This is a genomic window from Flavobacterium foetidum, from assembly GCF_004634245.1.
GTDB classification, from domain to species: Bacteria; Bacteroidota; Bacteroidia; order Flavobacteriales; family Flavobacteriaceae; genus Flavobacterium; species Flavobacterium foetidum.
Genome location: NZ_SJTF01000011.1, coordinates 140,529 through 159,285, shown reverse-complemented (window position 1 = coordinate 159,285; position 18,757 = coordinate 140,529). Strand labels below are relative to the sequence as shown.

Annotated in this window: 18 protein-coding genes and 1 pseudogene; all 19 read right to left on the bottom strand. The window is 31.6% G+C overall.

Annotation, left to right across the window (positions count from 1 at the left end; translation table 11 throughout):
• Positions 1 to 47 precede the first annotated feature (47 nt).
• Positions 48 to 1,109: a glycosyltransferase family 2 protein gene (locus E0W73_RS15010; protein ID WP_135222869.1), complete on the bottom strand. Its 1,062-nt coding sequence runs from the start codon at positions 1,107 to 1,109 to the stop codon at positions 48 to 50.
• Positions 1,106 to 2,131, bottom strand: a complete 1,026-nt coding sequence (locus tag E0W73_RS15005; RefSeq protein WP_135222868.1) for a glycosyltransferase family A protein — start codon at positions 2,129 to 2,131, stop codon at positions 1,106 to 1,108. The genes E0W73_RS15010 and E0W73_RS15005 overlap by 4 nt, the downstream gene beginning before the upstream one ends.
• Positions 2,128 to 2,943 carry a polysaccharide pyruvyl transferase family protein gene (locus E0W73_RS15000; protein WP_135222867.1) on the bottom strand — a complete coding sequence of 272 codons (816 nt, stop codon included), beginning with the start codon at positions 2,941 to 2,943 and terminating at the stop codon, positions 2,128 to 2,130. Before E0W73_RS15000 ends, E0W73_RS15005 begins: the two co-directional genes overlap by 4 nt.
• Positions 2,943 to 3,731 carry a glycosyltransferase gene (locus E0W73_RS14995; protein ID WP_135222866.1) on the bottom strand — a complete coding sequence of 263 codons (789 nt, stop codon included), beginning with the start codon at positions 3,729 to 3,731 and terminating at the stop codon, positions 2,943 to 2,945. Before E0W73_RS14995 ends, E0W73_RS15000 begins: the two co-directional genes overlap by 1 nt.
• Complete coding sequence (locus tag E0W73_RS14990) at positions 3,728 to 4,543, bottom strand: glycosyltransferase family 2 protein (RefSeq protein WP_162847714.1); 816 nt, start codon at positions 4,541 to 4,543, stop codon at positions 3,728 to 3,730. The genes E0W73_RS14995 and E0W73_RS14990 overlap by 4 nt, the downstream gene beginning before the upstream one ends.
• Positions 4,544 to 4,554: 11 nt before the next feature.
• Complete coding sequence (locus E0W73_RS14985; RefSeq protein WP_135222864.1) at positions 4,555 to 5,538, bottom strand: glycosyltransferase family 2 protein; 984 nt, start codon at positions 5,536 to 5,538, stop codon at positions 4,555 to 4,557.
• A gap of 4 nt (positions 5,539 to 5,542) precedes the next feature.
• Positions 5,543 to 6,469, bottom strand: coding sequence for a glycosyltransferase family 2 protein (locus E0W73_RS14980; protein ID WP_135222863.1), 927 nt, complete (start codon positions 6,467 to 6,469; stop codon positions 5,543 to 5,545).
• Positions 6,466 to 7,353: a GT-D fold domain-containing glycosyltransferase gene (locus tag E0W73_RS14975; protein ID WP_135222862.1), complete on the bottom strand. Its 888-nt coding sequence runs from the start codon at positions 7,351 to 7,353 to the stop codon at positions 6,466 to 6,468. The genes E0W73_RS14980 and E0W73_RS14975 overlap by 4 nt, the downstream gene beginning before the upstream one ends.
• Positions 7,346 to 8,641 carry an ABC transporter ATP-binding protein gene (locus E0W73_RS14970; RefSeq protein WP_135222861.1) on the bottom strand — a complete coding sequence of 432 codons (1,296 nt, stop codon included), beginning with the start codon at positions 8,639 to 8,641 and terminating at the stop codon, positions 7,346 to 7,348. Before E0W73_RS14970 ends, E0W73_RS14975 begins: the two co-directional genes overlap by 8 nt.
• 25 nt (positions 8,642 to 8,666) lie before the next feature.
• On the bottom strand, positions 8,667 to 9,533 hold the full coding sequence (locus tag E0W73_RS14965) for an ABC transporter permease (protein WP_135222860.1): 867 nt from the start codon (positions 9,531 to 9,533) through the stop codon (positions 8,667 to 8,669).
• A gap of 171 nt (positions 9,534 to 9,704) precedes the next feature.
• A pseudogene (locus E0W73_RS14960) lies at positions 9,705 to 11,634 on the bottom strand (polysaccharide biosynthesis protein).
• 118 nt (positions 11,635 to 11,752) lie between these two features.
• Positions 11,753 to 12,637, bottom strand: a complete 885-nt coding sequence (gene rfbA, locus E0W73_RS14955) for a glucose-1-phosphate thymidylyltransferase RfbA (protein WP_135222859.1) — start codon at positions 12,635 to 12,637, stop codon at positions 11,753 to 11,755.
• A 62-nt stretch (positions 12,638 to 12,699) separates the two neighbouring features.
• The gene (rfbD, locus tag E0W73_RS14950) at positions 12,700 to 13,545 is read right to left on the bottom strand and encodes a dTDP-4-dehydrorhamnose reductase (RefSeq protein ID WP_135222858.1); all 846 of its coding nucleotides are present in this window, start codon (positions 13,543 to 13,545) and stop codon (positions 12,700 to 12,702) included.
• Positions 13,545 to 14,093 (bottom strand): dTDP-4-dehydrorhamnose 3,5-epimerase, encoded by a 549-nt coding sequence (rfbC, locus tag E0W73_RS14945; RefSeq protein WP_135222857.1) that lies wholly within the window; start codon positions 14,091 to 14,093, stop codon positions 13,545 to 13,547. Before rfbC ends, rfbD begins: the two co-directional genes overlap by 1 nt.
• Before the next feature lie 17 nt (positions 14,094 to 14,110).
• Positions 14,111 to 15,253, bottom strand: coding sequence for a DegT/DnrJ/EryC1/StrS family aminotransferase (locus tag E0W73_RS14940; RefSeq protein ID WP_135222856.1), 1,143 nt, complete (start codon positions 15,251 to 15,253; stop codon positions 14,111 to 14,113).
• Positions 15,243 to 15,671 carry a WxcM-like domain-containing protein gene (locus E0W73_RS14935; RefSeq protein WP_135222855.1) on the bottom strand — a complete coding sequence of 143 codons (429 nt, stop codon included), beginning with the start codon at positions 15,669 to 15,671 and terminating at the stop codon, positions 15,243 to 15,245. The genes E0W73_RS14940 and E0W73_RS14935 overlap by 11 nt, the downstream gene beginning before the upstream one ends.
• Positions 15,668 to 16,633: an MraY family glycosyltransferase gene (locus E0W73_RS14930; RefSeq protein WP_135222854.1), complete on the bottom strand. Its 966-nt coding sequence runs from the start codon at positions 16,631 to 16,633 to the stop codon at positions 15,668 to 15,670. Before E0W73_RS14930 ends, E0W73_RS14935 begins: the two co-directional genes overlap by 4 nt.
• A gap of 17 nt (positions 16,634 to 16,650) precedes the next feature.
• A complete protein-coding gene (gene fcl / locus E0W73_RS14925; protein ID WP_135222853.1) occupies positions 16,651 to 17,583 on the bottom strand; it encodes a GDP-L-fucose synthase in 933 nt (310 codons plus the stop codon).
• Positions 17,584 to 17,629: 46 nt separating this feature from the next.
• Positions 17,630 to 18,748: a GDP-mannose 4,6-dehydratase gene (gene gmd / locus E0W73_RS14920; RefSeq protein WP_135222852.1), complete on the bottom strand. Its 1,119-nt coding sequence runs from the start codon at positions 18,746 to 18,748 to the stop codon at positions 17,630 to 17,632.
• Positions 18,749 to 18,757: the final 9 nt, after the last annotated feature.

Sequence of the window (18,757 nt, the reverse complement as noted above, 5' to 3'; positions counted from 1 at the left end):
TTAGAAATTCAGGTATTCTTTATTTTTTCTCATCTTTAATTTATTAATCACAATTTTATTCTTAAACGAATTTTATTTTGACTTATAGAATATTGATAAGGTGCATTTCTGAAAGAAGAAATTATTAATTCTAAAAGCAGATCATTTATCATTTGCAGTTCATAATATTCTATGTATTTTTTACCTATAGCTTTTTTGATCAGATTTTTAGTTTTCTCTTCCTGAGCTTTATTTATTTCTATTTCTACTATTGAGTTTTTTAAATCAACTAAGGTTCCCCTAAGCAAGGCATCAACTGTTGCTCTTTCGTTTGTTATCGAAATAAAAACATTAGGATTATCCAGAGACATATAATCATCATGATTTGGAATAACTCCCCACTCAAAATTAAGATTGGCTCTTGTTTTTTCAAACTCCTGAGTCTGCAAAAGATATCTTGCATTAATTTTTTCTAGTGATGTATGAAAGCCTGCTATATTTTGAACTGAGCGATATACTTTGGCGTGCCACTGATGCAGCATCAATATTTCCTTATCATAATACTCAACAGATATTCCAAGATTTTTTAATCTGACATGCACATCTGTATCTTCAGATCCCCAGCCATGGTAAAATTCATCAAATCCGTTTATCTGCTTAAGCAATTCGGTTGGATACAAAGTCATGCCAGTTGCATTATCGGTCGAGTTAAAGCTAATTTTATACTCTTTGAACAATCTGCTTTTTTCACTTTCTTGTTTATCTAAAAAGCCAACCTGAAAATATTTAACAACTTTTTCATTTTTGAGTTCATGAAGCCTTTTTACAAAATCCGGATGATAAATCATGTCTATGTCTCCAACGAAAAAAAAGTCTGTTTTACATTCTTTTAGAGCAATATTAATAGCTCTGCATTTATTCCAAAGTTGTCCCGAAACACAACAACCTATAAAATTTATCTTTGGATACGAATGCAGCAATTCTTCTAAGCTGACCAAATAGTTTTTATCAGAACCGTAATCTACAAAAAACAAGTCAAACCAATCATTAGACTGATTTTTGAGCGAGTCTAAACATTTTTTCACAATGTTTAAATCGCGATTTCGATTGGTTAAAACAATTGAGATCAACTTGTAAAATTTTTAATTTGTTCGCTTGTCAGTCCTTTATATCGAAGCATATTTTTTTGGATTGTTTTTATGCCGATAATTTTTCTGAATATTTTTTCACCTAAAAAATATTCCAGCTTGTTCTTTTTAAGTTTCTTTAAAGAACTATAATCTAAAACCTGCTTTTCACTCGTTATCAAATTATCATACACATCTTTCATCCATGGCTCTAAACTATTTCCCATATGAAAAGCATGATTATCATAAGTCGCAAGACGATAACCTCCCATTTTCAAAACCGGGACGTCCAGATATAAATGTTCACTGTTTCCACCTAATAAAAAATCGGTGTTTTTTTTGGGTGATTCATTAAAAACTTCTCGTTTGTAGGTAACTACAAAATGCGAACATCCTAAAACAGCAGTCGTATCATTGGCTTTTATCGTTCCAATTACATCTTTAAACTTTAAATCTAACCTTGACCAACCAATGCTTTTCGCAAATGCTGTTAATCCTTCTGGATTTTTAACAGATCTAAAATATAATTTTTTAGAAAAAAAATGTTTGATCCAGATGTTGCCCGTATGTCTAAAATGAGTTCTAAAAACCGGAACTGGGCTTACTGAACCTGCTTTCGGAAATGCCTTAAAAACGTCTAATACTGCTTTTTCCCAATTGTTATCAAACAAAACGTCAGCATCGGTCACTGTAATCAAACGTTCGTCTGCAGTTCGAAGAGCTTTCAAGATACTATTGATCTTGCCTATAGCCCTTTTTTCGATAATTAGTTCGTCAATGGCGTCTTCATTAAAAAGCAATGCTAATTTTTCATTAACCGCTGCACAGCTGCCGTTACTTACCACAGATATCTTAATAAAAGAATTACTCGTTTTTTTTACAGATAACAAACAATATTTAAAAATCTCGAAAGCATCTGCATAATATCCTTCTTCATTAGGAATGTACAACGGAATGATAACTCTATGAAAAGCATCACTTTTTTTTATTTTTTGATCTCTTACCGGATTATCGCCTACTCTCATTTTGTAAAAGGGCAAGTGTTTAGTAATTCTTGTCTTCTAAGAGAAACGATTTCTTCTTTAGGAAGCAAAATCTCTTTCTCGGCAGACAACAAAATCTTTATCTGCTCATACGTTAAATCGCTTACGTTATACGAAAACTCTTTATTGTATTGAATATTTAACGACTCAAAATAATCGTAAAACTTAACATTATCTCCGGATAATTTATCTGAAAATTTAACCCATAAAGCTGGAATATTATAGGCCTGCGAAACTATAACGCCATGCAGGGATGATGCTACAATTTGTTCACATTCTAAAATTTCGACGGTTGTCTGTTCAACATCAGAAGTCAGTAAATCAATTACTTTTATTCTAGAATCATTTTTATAAAATTCATTTACTTCTTCGTAATCTACATAATGCGGTATAATTCCGATTTCAAATTTCTTTTCTGTTTTATTTTCAAATAAGACAGGAAGTAGAATGGCAGGATCGCCATAAACCTCTGGCACTTCATATCCTAACTCCATTATTCGTTTTCTAGTACGTGGACCTCTTACTGCTAAAAACTTAGCTTTTCTGATGTTCTCATTTTTCTTTATGATACCGCTTCCCCAAACAATTGTGTTCACACTCGCAGCCGTTATGATACTGCCTATCACGCTGTAGTTTTTTACAAAGAAATTATAGAATCGAGATGACGGATATTTAACCTTAATTACAAAAGACTTACTAAGCTTTTTGACTATGTACTTTGATAATACATCGCCGTAATTATCTCTTTTGTCTTCTCGGTTTAAAGAACACCAATACAAAAAAATGATTCTCATTAATAATCGAACTTTTGAGGTTTGTTAAATTTAAATCGAACCATAAAAAACATTCTTTTAAAGGCGTAATATGTTTGTACGAAAGATTGTTTTATTATTCTGATTAAAGACATTATAAATCCTTTTAGAATTGAAAGTCCTGAATCTTCATGATGCCAAATCTGATAATTTCCAAAAACATCTCTTGTAAATCGGAAATATTCTTGGGCTGGTGTTCTTTTAACTTCATAATTAAAAACTACTGGGGCAAAATCAATTTTATACCCTGCTTTTAAGACTTTTTTAGTCCAGTCTTTATCTTCAAAAGTCGGTACATTTTCGTTAAAAGGAATAATTTCCCATACCTCTCTCTTAAAAGCTGAACCAGAGAAAATCAGGCCTGATTTATTCGGATCGGTAATTGCGTCGATACCCAATATGTAATTCTTGTAATCATTGGTTGAATGAAGACATCTTACACCTGCCAAATGAGGATTTTCTTCAAATTTTTGTTTAATAACCTTAAAAAAATCAGGACTTACGGGATAAGAATGTGCACTAAATATAACCACAATTTCATTTCTTGCTGATGAAGCTCCTATATTAGCACTGCCTCCGTAACTGAATTTTTCTATTGAGACAAATCTAGCCTCGTATTTTTCTGTTATTTTGCGGGTAGCATCAACAGATAAGTTATCCAAAACAACAACCTCATCAATGTCCTGAGCATAACGCTGCTTTAAATTTTTAAGTAGGAAATCAAGTGCTTTCTCTTGATTTTTAGTTCTAATTACAACACTAATTTTCATAATTTGCTCTTGATTTTCACTAACAATTTGAATAAAATATTCCTTTTGACTTTTTCATTGAATTCTTTTAAAATCAAATTTTCGTTAAAGGCTATAATCGGGTTTGGAAAATGTTTTTTATAAATTTCTTTGTGCTTTTCATAAACATAATCGTATAGACCGAAATAAAAATCAGGATCTCTCACAAATTTATTACTCATACTGCCAAGTTTGTGTTTTCTGTAAAAAAACATAAATTCGGGAATCTTATAAACTTGACTCTTTTCATCCAGAATTCTGATCCAAAACTCCCAATCTTCAAATGATTTCATGCTTTCATCATAACCATTTACTCTTTCCCATTCTTTTTTTTCGAAACATGAGCAACAAACAAAACAATTTCTCACCAACAATTTCTGATAGCTATAATCTGGTAATTTCATCTCATCATTAGTGACACCAAAAAACTTTATTTTTGAGGTAACTAACTTTAAATCCTTACTTTTTGCAAAAGCCAATTCTATCTTTTCCAGAAATGTTGAATGAATTTTATCATCTGAATCAAGTGGCAGAATATACCTCCCTTTACTAATTACAATTCCAGCGTTTCTTGCGCTCGACAAACCTCCGTTTTCTTTTTTGAGATATTTAAAACGGTAATCCTTATTGCACCACTCTTGAGCTATCTCTTCAGTATTGTCCAAACTGCCGTCATTAACAATAATACATTCCCAATCTGCTAGAGTTTGATCTAAAACAGACTGTAATGTTTCAGACAAGAAATGAGCCTGATTATAGCAAGGTACAATAACAGAAATAAGGGTTTTCTCCAACACTCGCCTATCTAATTAATTTGTGATTTTTTAAATTTATTTCTAAGTCTGTTCATACCAATACCTTTCATTTTAAATAGTCCAGTATTTAAAAAAAGCATTGTCATTATTACTGCCAATTTCTGATTTGCTGCAAAAATATTGGATTTAATTGTCCAGAAAAGAAATTTATTAGATTCTTTCCTATTTTGATAAAAATAAGGCATCACAAACTGAATTATGATTTTACTGTTAAATTTCCTAAATTCAAGTTTATAATTTCTATTTGCTAATAAATCTCTGTGAATTTGATGAAACACATTAAGTGACTCATAAATATTCTTAATAAAACTTGGACTCAGAATCTTTTGTTTATCATCTCGGTAATAATTATCAATTTTAAAATCTCGATGTATTTTCACCTTTTTAGATTGCGAAAGTACTCTAATATTAAAACTTAAATCTTGAAAACGCTTTAAATTTTCATCAAATCTACAATTCCCAATACTGCTTTTTTTATATAAACAGGCCATAATCGGCCAAGGAATTTTATATCTTAAGAACATGCTTAGATAATTTTCGCTATTCTTTGTTTCCGGATCTTTATTGATAGAAAATAATTGTTTTACATTATCAATAAAATAAGCAGTATCTCTAACTAATAAATCTATGGAAAAATCACCGGACACAATACTGGCTCTTTCCTCCAAACAAAAAGACTCGCAAACATCATCAGAATCAAGAAACATTACATATTCGCCTTTACTCTTTTCCAGTCCGAAATTCCTGCAGGCATTTGCCCCTTTTAAGCGGTCAGAAGGTCTGTTGTAAAATTGAAAACGGCTGTCTTTTTCTATATAGTGATTTACAATCTGATTAGTATTATCTGTAGATCCATCATCCACAATAATACATTCCCAGTTTTGATATGATTGTTCACAAATACTTTCTAAAGTTTCATGTATAATATGAGCTCTATTATAAGCCGGAATAATGATAGAAATTAAAGGAATCATTAAACTAATTTATAAAAGAGTTTTTAGTTCTTCTGGACTCTGCCCTATTTCTAATTATTTGCTTTTTATCCAAATTGTTTAATATTTTAATTTTGAAAAAACTTTGTTTTAATTGATTAAAATTAAAAAGAAACAGCGCTTTAAATATTTTTTTTATGCACTTCAAATACTCTTTATTAAAAGTTTTGATTTCAAAAGGATTTGAATATTCAAGTATTAATGAACGATTATAAATTATATTTAGATCACTAAAAAATTTGTTTGGTTTTCTATATTCCCTATCATGATAAATTATAGAAGTTGGCAAAACACCTGTTTTAAGTCCATGATATTTTAATCTTTCCACGTAATTAAGATCTTCGCCATAATGAAAAAAAGATGGATTAAATCCGCCAACCATTTCTATGCAGTTTCTAGAAAGCAGCCATGCTGCTGCATTTACAAAATCAGTTTCATATATTCCTTCTAATGTTTTATTTAAAAAAATATCTGAATATAGATTTTTACATTTTGAAGGATTTATATAATTGGAAAAATTATAATCCAGCGCATCGCCTTTCCCATTTAGATGCATAGGACTTACAATACCATATTCTGGCTGATTTTTTTGAGCTTTTACTAAGTTTGATATTGTGTCAGGTTCAACCCAAGCATCTTGGTTTAATAAAAAAACATAATCAGCTCCTTCTTCATAAGCTTTTTTAATTCCTAAATTATTGGCTTTACCAAATCCTATATTTTGAGTTTGCTCTAATAGGATTATATCTTTGAAATTATTTTTAACAAACGAAACCGTATCATCAGTGCTATTATTATCTACTACAATTATGGATAATGGAATAGTGCTATTTATTAGACTAGCTAAACATGCTTCAATCCATTTCATTCCATTGAATGTTACTATTACAACTCCAACCTTTTTATTTTTCATTCGACTTCGTCTAATCCTTTTAATAATAAATCAAGATCAAGATTATTTATTTTTAGCCATTTCCTTGTGTTGTTTCCAGAAATACCATCTAGTAAACTTCCAAAATCAAATAAAAAAACATTATGATTTTTTTCCCAAATTCTTTTCATTAATGGTCTACCAGAACATCCCATTGCAATAGTAATCACAAAGAAATCATCATTTGTTGCAATCAAGTTCAGTACCTCATTTTCAATTCTATCAATTTCAGAATAAGCGTCTTTTTCAGGAGTTTTTACGTGTACTGCTTTACTCCCAAAAAGCAATTCTTTCAAATCCACATTCACAGATTGATTCCCGACAAATATTTTAGTATTACTCTTTAAAGTTTTCAAGAATGAATTTGCTCTTGCAACATTATTTGTAGAAGTAAAGTGTAACGCAACTGGGCTATATATTTTGCAACCGACAAAATATACAAAGCAAGCTGTAAATAATTTTAAAGCAAATTTATCTTCATTTTTATGATTTCCAGCTGACATTCCTTCTTCATACCCAAATCTATCGGAATGTATTGCGAGGCACTTGTAAATATGCGAGCCTTGCATCAAAAAAACTTCCTTCATTTCTTCTGAAAGTTTTTTATCAGTTGTTTGATAGGAATCTCTCATTCCATTCATCAAAAAAACATCTCCATCTCCAAATCTTAAGTAAGCTCCTTTTTGTTTCGTTAATATTGATGCTTCTACTTCATCTAGAGTATCTGTTGTAGATACAATTGATATATTCTTAGATAAAGAATTTACAATATCATCTCTAAATAAAGAGTAATATGGAGTTCTGATTATTTTAAAAACTGAAAAACGAAGAGAACTTAAACTTTTAAAAAAAAATCTCTTAATCATTTTTTGCTATATCAGGTATCTTCCAATTAGAATGCAAATACATTTTTGCATGTTGTGGTAAAGCTTTAGTTCTTTTAGAATAATTACTTTGTTCTAATGAAAAAGAGAAAAAATTCTTAATATCATACAAAGCTTGCCTTTGAGCTATTCCTACCCAAAGATTTATACAATAAAATCCTGGTATGAATAATAATTCTGCTGTTTCAATTTCAATGTTTAAAAAATCACCTTTTACTAATTTATATATGTAAAAACCATCATCTTCATTTGTTAAGTGTGAAACCAACTCTCCACTTTTATTAATCACATCAAAGGCAATAGACAAATCGTCTAAATTATCTTTTATTAAAAACTGTAGTTTCAATTTAATTTTTTGTCCTAAAAACAATGTTGCTCCACTGTGAATTAGTTTGTCATTAACTTCAAAATTTGAAAATCTAAATTCTATTTTGTTTGCATAATCTTTATGTATAGGATCTTCTTTAAAGGTTTTTGAGAAAATTTCAGAATAATAATTTATACTATCATCAATACTTCCCTCAAAGATTATTTTTCCAAATTCCATTACAATACCTCTAGTACATAAACTCTTTACAGCTGCCATATTATGGCTCACAAACAAAACCGTTCTCCCTTCACCTCTCGAAATATCCTGCATCTTACCAATCGCCTTCTTTTGAAACTCTGCATCGCCAACCGCCAAAACTTCGTCAACAACCAAAATTTCAGGCTCTAAAAAAGCCGCAACTGCAAATGCCAAACGAACTGTCATTCCGGAGCTATATCTTTTTACCGGAGTATCAATATAACGTTCGCATCCCGAAAACTCGATAATTTCATCTAGTTTCGAAGCAATTTCTTTCTTAGTCATTCCTAAAATGGCTCCATTAAGAAATATATTTTCTCGACCAGTCATTTCGCCATTAAATCCTGTACCAACTTCTAATAAAGAAGCGATACGTCCTCGAGATTTAATGCTTCCAGTTGTTGGAGCTGTAACTTTAGAAAGTATTTTTAAAAGAGTAGATTTTCCTGCACCATTCTTACCAATGATGCCTAAAACTTCTCCACGTTCTACTTCAAAATTAATATCTTGTAGCGCCCAGACATAGTCTGATGTTCCTTTTGTGGAACGGTCGTTCGTATCTCCAATTTTGAGATACGGATTTTCTTTTCCACGAATTTTGTACCACCATCGGTTTAAGTCATGACTCAAAGTTCCTGTGCCTACCTGACCTAAACGGTATTGCTTAGAAATATTTTCAGCTTTTAAAATTATATCTTTCATTTTATAAAATCTTTTTCGAAGTCAATTATACGGTATCTATGAAACTTTTCTCTGTTCTATTAAAAACCAATAATCCAGAAAAGAAAATAACCAAAGTTACTACCATTGCGTAAGTTAGACCTAGAAATGAAATGTCACCAATATTTAAAAGCATATAACGAGAAGTCTCTATAACGTAAGCCAATGGATTGTATTCTACAATCCATCCTAAATTGGGTAATTTTTGTTTTATTAGCTCCATCGGATACATTACGGCAGATATATACATAAGCAATTGAACTCCAAAACCTACTAGATTATTCAAATCACGATATTTTGTGACCATTGAGGAAATCACCATGCCCAATCCTAGTCCTAAAATCCCCATAAATGCAATTAACACAGGAAAAAACAATACCGATACATTTAAGCTTAAATTAAACCCTCTCACATAATAAAAAATATAGAATGCTATAAAAATACCAAACTGAATTCCAAATTTGAGTAAATTCGAAATCACTATAGAGAGAGGAGTAATAATTCTCGGAAAATATACTTTTCCGAATATGCTGGCATTAGATTTAAAAGTATCGGAAGTTCCGGTCAAACAAGCAGTAAAATAATTCCAAACCATTATACTTCCTAAATTGAATAAAAAAGGAGGAATAGTTCCTGTTTTAATTCCGGCAACGTTATTAAATATTATTGTAAAAGTTATCGATGTAAAGAGGGGTTGAATTAAATACCAAAGTGGTCCCAAAACTGTTTGCTTATAAACAGTAATTATATCTCTTTTTACAAAAAGCATTAATAAATCTCGATACTGCCAAATTTCTTTAAAATTTAGAGATAAAAATTTGTTCTTTGGTGTTATTTCAAACAACCATTCTTTAGATTGGGGGGTAGGGTTCATTTGTTTTGATTACATAATTTTTAAAATAGCTTTTTCAGAAATTCTAAGAATAAAACTTAAAAACCACTAGATTTAACAAGATTTTTACCTTTTATGGAAATTCCTAAAAATGGAAAAAGGCGTTTAAAAAACACCTTTTTCTACTATTTAAATTTTGTCCAAATATATAATTTATTTATCAAGAACTTCAAAAGCCGAGTTCATACTTTTAAATTCCGGAACAATTTTTTTCATTTTTGCCACTATATCGTCATTATCATAAAAGTCTGCAATTCCGATTAGTTCTTCTACATCGATGTGGAGATTTTCGTATTCGTCCTGTATTTCCTGCGCAATCATGATTTTGTTATGATAAGTCGGAAGTGTTTTTGAAGTGTCATTCAACAATTCTTCGTAAAGTTTTTCGCCAGGACGAAGACCTACAATCTTAATTTTAATTTCTTTATCTGGAATAAATCCTGCTAGTTTGATCATCTTTTTGGCTAAATCGATAATTCGAACAGGCTTGCCCATATCAAAAATGTAAATTTCGCCTCCATTCCCCATTGCACCTGCTTCAAGCACCAATTGGCAAGCTTCTGGAATCGTCATAAAATATCTGATAATATCCTGATGCGTAATTGTAACTGGTCCGCCCTCTGCAATTTGTTTTGTAAACAAAGGAACAACAGACCCATTAGAACCTAAAACATTTCCGAAACGAGTAGTAATAAACTTGGTTCCTCCTTCAACATTTTCCTTTTGATTTTTTAAGAATAAAGACTGAACATATTTTTCGGCAATACGTTTACTCGCCCCCATTACGTTGCTCGGATTTACAGCTTTGTCTGTAGAAACCATCACAAATTTCTTCACCCGATACTTACAAGATAGGTCTGCTAGGTTTTTGGTACCTTTTATATTGGTATGAATAGCTTGTGCCGGATTCTCCTCCATCAATGGCACATGTTTATAAGCAGCAGCATGAAAAACGACATGTGGATTATAATTTTTGAATATTTTTTCAAGTGCTTTGTGGCTTCTTACATCTGCTATTACCGCAACCATTTTTGTAGACAAATTCATATTCTGAATTTCCAAACATAAATTATGAAGTGGTGTTTCAGCATGATCCAGTATGATTACCTTTTTAGGATTGAAATTTAAAACCTGTCTTACAATTTCGCTTCCTATTGAACCTGCGTGTAATTAGAATTGTTTTATCTTTAAGCTGTTTTGAAATAGATTTACTATCTAGAACTATAGGTTTTCTTTCTAATAAATCTTCAATCTGTATATTTTTTACCTTTTGCGAAATCTCCTTTTGATTTTCCCAATCCGAAATCAACGGAACCGTATAAACTCGGTAGTTGAATTCAAGACATTGGTCAACTATGATAAGTTGTTCGTCTTTTGTCAAACTTTTGTCTGCTATAATCACACCTTCAGCAGCAACAGAGCGCATTAGTGCAGGCAGTTTTTTTCTTAAGATAAGAATCGGAAGATCCAACATTCTTTTAGAAGCATTCTGATTGTTTTTATCGACAAAACCAACAATCTTAAAGCGAGAAGGCGATTCAAATTTTAATGCATTAGCCACAGAGATGGCATTTGCATCAGTACCGTAAATAACTGTCCTTATTAGTTTTGTACTTGCTTTTTCCGAAAAATACATTTCAAAAGTCTGTTTTACGATTACCCTGTACAAAAACAAACCGCAGAAAGACAAAACCAAATTTATAAAAAGAGCTGTATTTAAAAATGCTTTATGTCCTGTATATAATTCGAAAACCAAATTAAAGAACAAGAAAAACACTAAAACCGACATTTGAGAAAAAAGCAGTTTAATAGCATCAATATAGGAGGAATGCCTTATAATTCCAGAATAAGTTCTGAAAAGCCAAAAGAAAAAGATATTGACAAAAATTAATCCTCCGACAAAATAAAAATCATGAGATGTAATGATGTAACCAATCGCAGTACCATCAAAAAGCATGTAGGTAAACGAAAAAGAAAAAAACAGAACCATTATATCAATAACAACAATAATCCACCTAGGCAGATAACTTAGATTATTAATATTAGCTCTCAGATTTCTTGGCGAAAAAGTATTAAATATTATAGAGGCTAAACTGTTAGGTTTTTCTGTATTCAATTGAGTAATTATTTAAATCTGTCAAATTTGACTATATACAAAAATACAAATTAAAGTTTTCTAAATGTTTATTTATGCTTACAAATTAAATTTTAACACCTTTGTTTTTTTGTGTTAAAAAATCCAGAAGATATTTACCGTATCCTGATTTTACTAATGGCAAGGCGACTTCTTTTAGTTGTTCATCGTTTATAAAGCCCTCTCTCCATGCAATTTCTTCGATACAACCCACCTTCAATCCCTGTCGTTCTTCCAAGACTTGTACAAATTGTCCTGCTTGCATTAAACTATTAAAAGTTCCTGTATCAAGCCAAGCAGTTCCTCTCCCAAGTATGCCAACTTTTAATTTTCCATTTTCAAGATATACTTTGTTGACATCAGTAATCTCGTATTCTCCACGAGCACTTGGCTTAATTTTTTTTGCAATTTCAACTACCGAGTTATCGTAAAAATAAAGTCCGGGAACAGCATAATTTGACTTCGGATCAGATGGTTTTTCTTCAATAGATATCGCATTTTTATTTTCATCGAATTCTACTACACCATATCTTTCTGGATCGGAAACGTGATAAGCAAAAACGATACCTCCATTCGGATCAGCGTTGTCTTTTAATAATTGACGCATGCTTGTTCCAAAAAAAATATTATCTCCTAATACTAGTGCTACCTTATCATTTCCGATAAATTCTTCTCCAATTATAAAAGCTTCTGCTAAACCATTGGGATGGGACTGCTCTTCATAACTGAATTTACAACCTATTTGGCTTCCATCTCCAAGAAGTTTCTTAAAATGAGGCAAATCATGAGGAGTAGATATTATTAAAATCTCATTTATTCCTGCCATCATTAATGTTGACAATGGATAGTAAATCATGGGTTTATCATAAACGGGCATTAATTGCTTACTTACTGCTAATGTCAGCGGATGCAATCTTGTGCCAGAACCTCCAGCTAGTATAATTCCTTTCATAAAATTTGATTTTAGATCTCAAAATTCGATTCAAATTTGAATACGAAATTTAGAATCATGATTTAAACAAACATTTTCTTTAAACTTTCTTTGTGATATGGAACTTCTAAATTATAGACAGATTTAATTTTTGTTTTATCCAATAAAGAAAAATTAGGTCGTTTTGCTGGAGTTGTATAGGAAGACGATGGAATTCCTCTAACTTTACAATTGTAATCTCCTAAATCTTTAATACTTAGCGCAAATTCATACCAGCTAATCTCACCTTCATTTGAATAGTGATAAATCCCAGGAACCCATGCTCGAAACTCTATTATGTCAATCATAGCCTGTGCCAAATCAGCAGCATAAGTTGGAGAACCTATTTGATCATTTACAACGTTTAATTCTTCTCTCTCTTGCATTAATCGCTGCATCGTTTTTACAAAATTATTCCCAAACGTGCTATAAACCCAAGAAGTTCTTATAATGATTGCATTTGGATTTTCTTTCAAACATGCAATTTCGCCTGCTAATTTACTTTCTCCATATACATTGATGGGATTTGTTCCAGCTTCTTCACTTAAGGCAATTGAAGAAGAGCCATCAAAAACATAATCGGTAGAGATATGAATTAATTTAACATTATTAGCTGCTGCATATTTTGCAAGTGATTCTACTGCTAAGTGGTTTATTCTAAAAGCTAAATCTCTCTCAGACTCCGCTTTATCTACAGCAGTATAGGCTCCGCAATTAAAAATAATATCTGGTTTAATTTCGTTTAATTGAGATGATAGTTTATCCAAGTCATCTAATGAGATTTTTGTTCTATCTGCAAATATCCATTCATATTGTGGATAAGAAGAAGATAAAACTGAAAGTTCAGAACCTAATTGCCCCGTTGCTCCTGTTACTAGAATTTTCTTCATTAGAATAAACTATTACAATTTTCAATGGAAGGCAGTATCTGGTCTTTTTCTGAAACAATAGCGTCTTTTAAATCCATACCCCAATCGATATTTAAAGAAGAATCGTCATATTTAATTCCTCCCTCTGATGCTTTATTATAAAATTGATCACATTTATACATTACAGACGCTGTTTCGCTGATAACAGAAAAACCATGAGCAAATCCTTGTGGAATTAATAATTGTTTTTTGTTTTCAGCCGATAAATGCATTGTAAAAGATTTTTTGTAAGTAGGTGAGTCTCTACGCAAATCGACGACTACATCAATAATTTCGCCATCCAAAACTCGTATTAATTTTGTTTGGGCAAACGGAGGATTTTGATAATGTAGCCCTCGTAAGGTTCCCTTTTTTGAAAAAGACTGATTATCTTGAACAAAATCAATATTAATTCCTAAATTTTCAAATGTAGTTTTATTGTATGATTCAAAAAAGTAACCTCTGTCATCACCAAAAACTACTGGTTCAATAATTACTAAATCTTTTATAAATGTTTCTTCGAGTCTCATATGAGATTTTTGCAATTCTACTTTATTCCTATAAAGTTATTAATAACTTTTGTTATTCTATTTTTATCTTCAAAAGATAAATTCCCAGAGGGAAGACACAATCCTTTGTCAAATAATCCTTCGGCAATATTTTCACCATAATAAGGATATTTTTCAAAAACAGGTTGTAAATGCATTGGCTTCCAAAGTGGACGACATTCAATATTTGCGTCTTCAAATGCCATTCTTAAATTTTCTCTATTTATACCTTTTTTATTTTGAGCATCAACTAAAATCGTTGTCAACCAACAGTTCGAAAAAAAGTTCGTGTCTGTATTTTCAAAAACTTCAACCTGGCTAATATCTTTAAAAAGCTCTTTATAAAAAGTATTTATTTCTCGTCTTTCTTGAATATTTTGTTCTAGAATTTCCATTTGGCCAAGACCAATTCCTGCACAAATATTACTCATTCTATAATTATAACCAATCTCACTATGCTGATAATGAACTGCTTTATCTTTGGCTTGAGTTGCAAAAAATAAAGCTTTATTCTTGTCAACTTCCGAATTTGAAATCAATGCTCCTCCGCTTGAAGTTGTTATAATTTTATTTCCGTTAAATGACAAAATTCCCAAACTACCAAAAGTACCGCATTTCTTTCCTTTAAAACTACTTCCTAATGCCTCTGCACTATCTTCTATTACTGGAATATCATATTTATTGGCCACCACATGCACTTCTTCGACCTTATATGGGTTTCCGTAGAGATGTACCGTTATTACAGCTTTTGGTTTTTTGCCTTTCTTGATTCTATCCTGAATTGCTAATTCTAAAAATTGTGGACAGATATTCCATGTATCAATCTCGCTGTCTACAAAAACCGGAACGGCTCCCTGATATAAAATTGGATTTGCCGATGCTGAAAATGTCATACTTTGACAAATTACTTCATCGCCTGCTTTTACTCCTAATAAAACTAATGCCAAATGAATAGCTGAAGTCCCGGAATTTAAAGCTGTGACAAAAGATTCCTCTTCAAAATATTTTTCTAATTTCTGCTCAAACTCTTCCACATTTGGTCCGCCAGAAGTAATCCAATTGGTCTCAAATGCATTTTTAATGTATTGCTCTTCGAAACCACTTTGTTTTGGCAGCGAAAGATAAATTCTTTTATTCTGCATTTATTTTCCAATAATCACTTTCATATCGAACATCATCTTCGCTAACTTTTGTTAATGGAAGAGTAGAAAACGAAATCAATTTTGAATTCGATTCTAAAGATTCTATTGCATTAGCATAGCCCGCAGGAATGTGAACAACTTTACTATCAGATTCTGAAACTAAAACTGTTTCAATTGGCAAATCTTTAGATGGATTTTCCCAATTATCTACTTTTACGAAATGAATTTTAAACGAGCCTGTTAAACAATAAAAATTTTTGGCATCTAATTTATGTCCCTGCCATGCACGAATCGGATTCTCATCAGAATTGCTGATTATATAAAATCTTTCGATGTCTTCGAAGGTAAAGTCATTTACATACGAAATGCTTCCCCGATGATCTGAAAAATTCCCTCCCTGAATTACTTTTGGATTCATGCGCTTGCTTTCATATTATATTTATTCAACAAATAAAACTTTGATGAATAAATTATTACTAGTGGAACAATGACAATTGCAAACAAAGTTACATCTTCTACTTTCTGATAAAGAGATATGACCAAAAACGAAATGCCGCTTTGAACTATAGCATAATAAAAAGAAACAAGTCGGTGCTGTATCTTATATTCATTGCTTAAAACCTGATAAAGATGTAAACGGTGTGCCTCGAAAATATTCTGTTTTAGATATAAACGATGCAGAATCGTACAAACTGCATCTATTCCGTAAACTGCTAGAAACAATAGCCAGATTAAAGAATTAGTATTCAAAATAAGTTTCAAAACCAAATAAATAATCCAAAATGCAATAGCTATACTTCCTACATCTCCAGCAAAACATTTGGCTCTTTTTCTGTAATTAAAGAACAAAAACACCAAGCTTGCAATCATAGCATATTTTATGAAACTTCCATCAATAAAAAGCTGAATTTTTGTATTAACAAATAACAATGCTCCCATTACAGACAAAGTATATAAACCAGTTATCCCGTTTATACCATCCATAAAATTATAGGCATTAATTAAACCTATAGCAAGTATATAAGCCGTAATAATCTGCCAAACTGGTAAAACCTGAAAAATTCCAAGGTCAAAAAAAATCAATGAAATAGCCAGAAAATGGACTGATATTCTGATTTTATTTGACAAACTTTGAATATCATCCCAAAAACTAATCAGACTAACTAAGGTGATTCCAGTAAAAAACAAATAGTTATTTTGGAGATGTTGCACAAAATATATCAAAGAGGCAAACCAAAAAATGATTCCGCCTCCTCTTAGAGTAATCTCAGTATGTGAGCTTCTTAAATTTGGTTTATCAATGATATTATAACGGTCAGCAACTCTAAAGTAGAGAAGCATTAAAATCATTAATATAAGTCCCAGCAGTGTAAATTCCATTATCTATTTTAGCGAGATTACTCCCAATTTGTGTCTTTTATTTCGTCATAAACTTTTTGAATGCCTTCTTCTAAAGAAGTTTTAGCTTTCCAGCCAAAACTATGAAGTTTAGAAACATCCATAAGCTTACGTGGTGTACCGTCTGGCTTAGTTGTATCTGTTACAATTTCACCTTCAAATCCAACAACTTTTTTAACCAGAATAGCCAAATCTAAAATAGAGATATCTTCTCCTACTCCGATATTTACTAGCCCTTGTTCATTATAATTTTTCATTAAATAAACACAAGCTTCAGCTAAATCATCGGCATGCAAAAATTCTCTTTTCGGACTTCCTGTACCCCAAATTGTCACAGAGTCATCTCCATTTTTTTTAGCTGTAATAAACTTTCGCAACATCGCTGGCAATACATGAGAATTTTTTAAATCGTAATTATCATTTGGCCCATACAAATTGGTAGGCATTACTGAAATAAAATTACAACCAAACTGATCTCTGTAAGCGTCGCACATTTTTATACCTGCAATTTTTGCTATTGCGTAAGGTTCGTTTGTTGGCTCCAATTCTCCTGTAAGCATATATTCTTCCTTTAATGGCTGAGGAGCCATTTTTGGGTAAATACAAGAAGAGCCCAAAAACATTAATTTTTTTACTTCATTTAAATAAGCCTGATGAATAACATTATTTTGAATCATCAGATTTTCGTAAATAAAATCTCCTTTATAAGTATTGTTGGCAATGATACCTCCTACTTTTGCAGCTGCTAAAAAAACATAATCTGGTTTTTCTTTTTCAAAAAAATCTGCAACTGCCTGCTGATTTCTCAAATCTAATTCTGACGAAGTTTTCAAAACAAAATTTGTAAACCCTTCAGCTTTTAATTGTCTCAAAATAGCCGACCCGACCATACCGCGGTGCCCTGCTATATATATTTTATCTGTCTTGTTCATAATATGAAATTTCTAAATAATAAAAATAATAATGCCTTACCGTTAATTAATATCTAACAGCTGACCTCACTTCTTTTATCATTTTTTCTTTCTGTACATACTGAAGATCAGACGCTATCATCTCCTTAACCAATCCAGCTAAATCATATTTCGGCACCCATCCCAATTTAGTTTTAGATTTAGTAGGGTCTCCAATAAGCAAATCTACTTCTGTAGGGCGGAAATATTCAGGATCAACAGCAATAATCTGTTTCCCCACTTCAATTTGATAAGCCGGATTACTGCAAGAAGCAACATAACCTTTTTCATTTACTCCTTCGCCCTTAAACTCAATTTCAATACCAAGCTCAGCAAATGACATTCTTACAAAGTCACGTACATAAGTAGTTTCTCCCATTGCAATAACATAATCTTCAGCAACATCTTGCTGCAATATACGCCACATAGCTTCCACATAATCTTTAGCATGCCCCCAGTCGCGCTGTGCGTCTAGGTTTCCTAAATATAAGCATTCTTGTTCACCTAAAGCAATTGCAGCGGCAGCCATTGTGATTTTACGAGTTACAAAGGTTTCGCCTCGACGTGGCGATTCATGGTTGAATAAAATTCCGTTACATGCATACATGTTGTATGCCTCACGATAATTTTTAGTAATCCAAAAACCGTAAATTTTTGCTACTCCATAGGGAGAACGTGGATAAAAAGGTGAATTCTCATCATAAAATCCTTTTTCATTTTTATTTTCAGCCAAACCACCATACAATTCAGAAGTTGATGCTTGATAAATACGCGTTTTCTTTTCCAGCCCTAAAATACGTACGGCCTCTAAAATTCTAAGTGTACCAATACCATCAACATTAGCAACATATTCTGGAGAGTCAAATGATACTTTTACGTGACTCATTGCTCCTAAATTATAAATCTCATCAGGTTGCACTTCTTGAATTATTCTAATAACGTTCGTAGAATCTGTCAAGTCCCCATAGTGCAGCTTAAAATTCACATGAGCTTCGTGTTGATCTTGATAAATGTGGTCTATACGCTGTGTATTAAAAGAAGAAGCTCTTCTTTTTACACCATGAACCATATATCCTTTTTCTAATAATAATTCTGCTAAATATGATCCATCTTGACCTGTGATTCCTGTTATAAGTGCTGTTTTCATTTTGTTTTT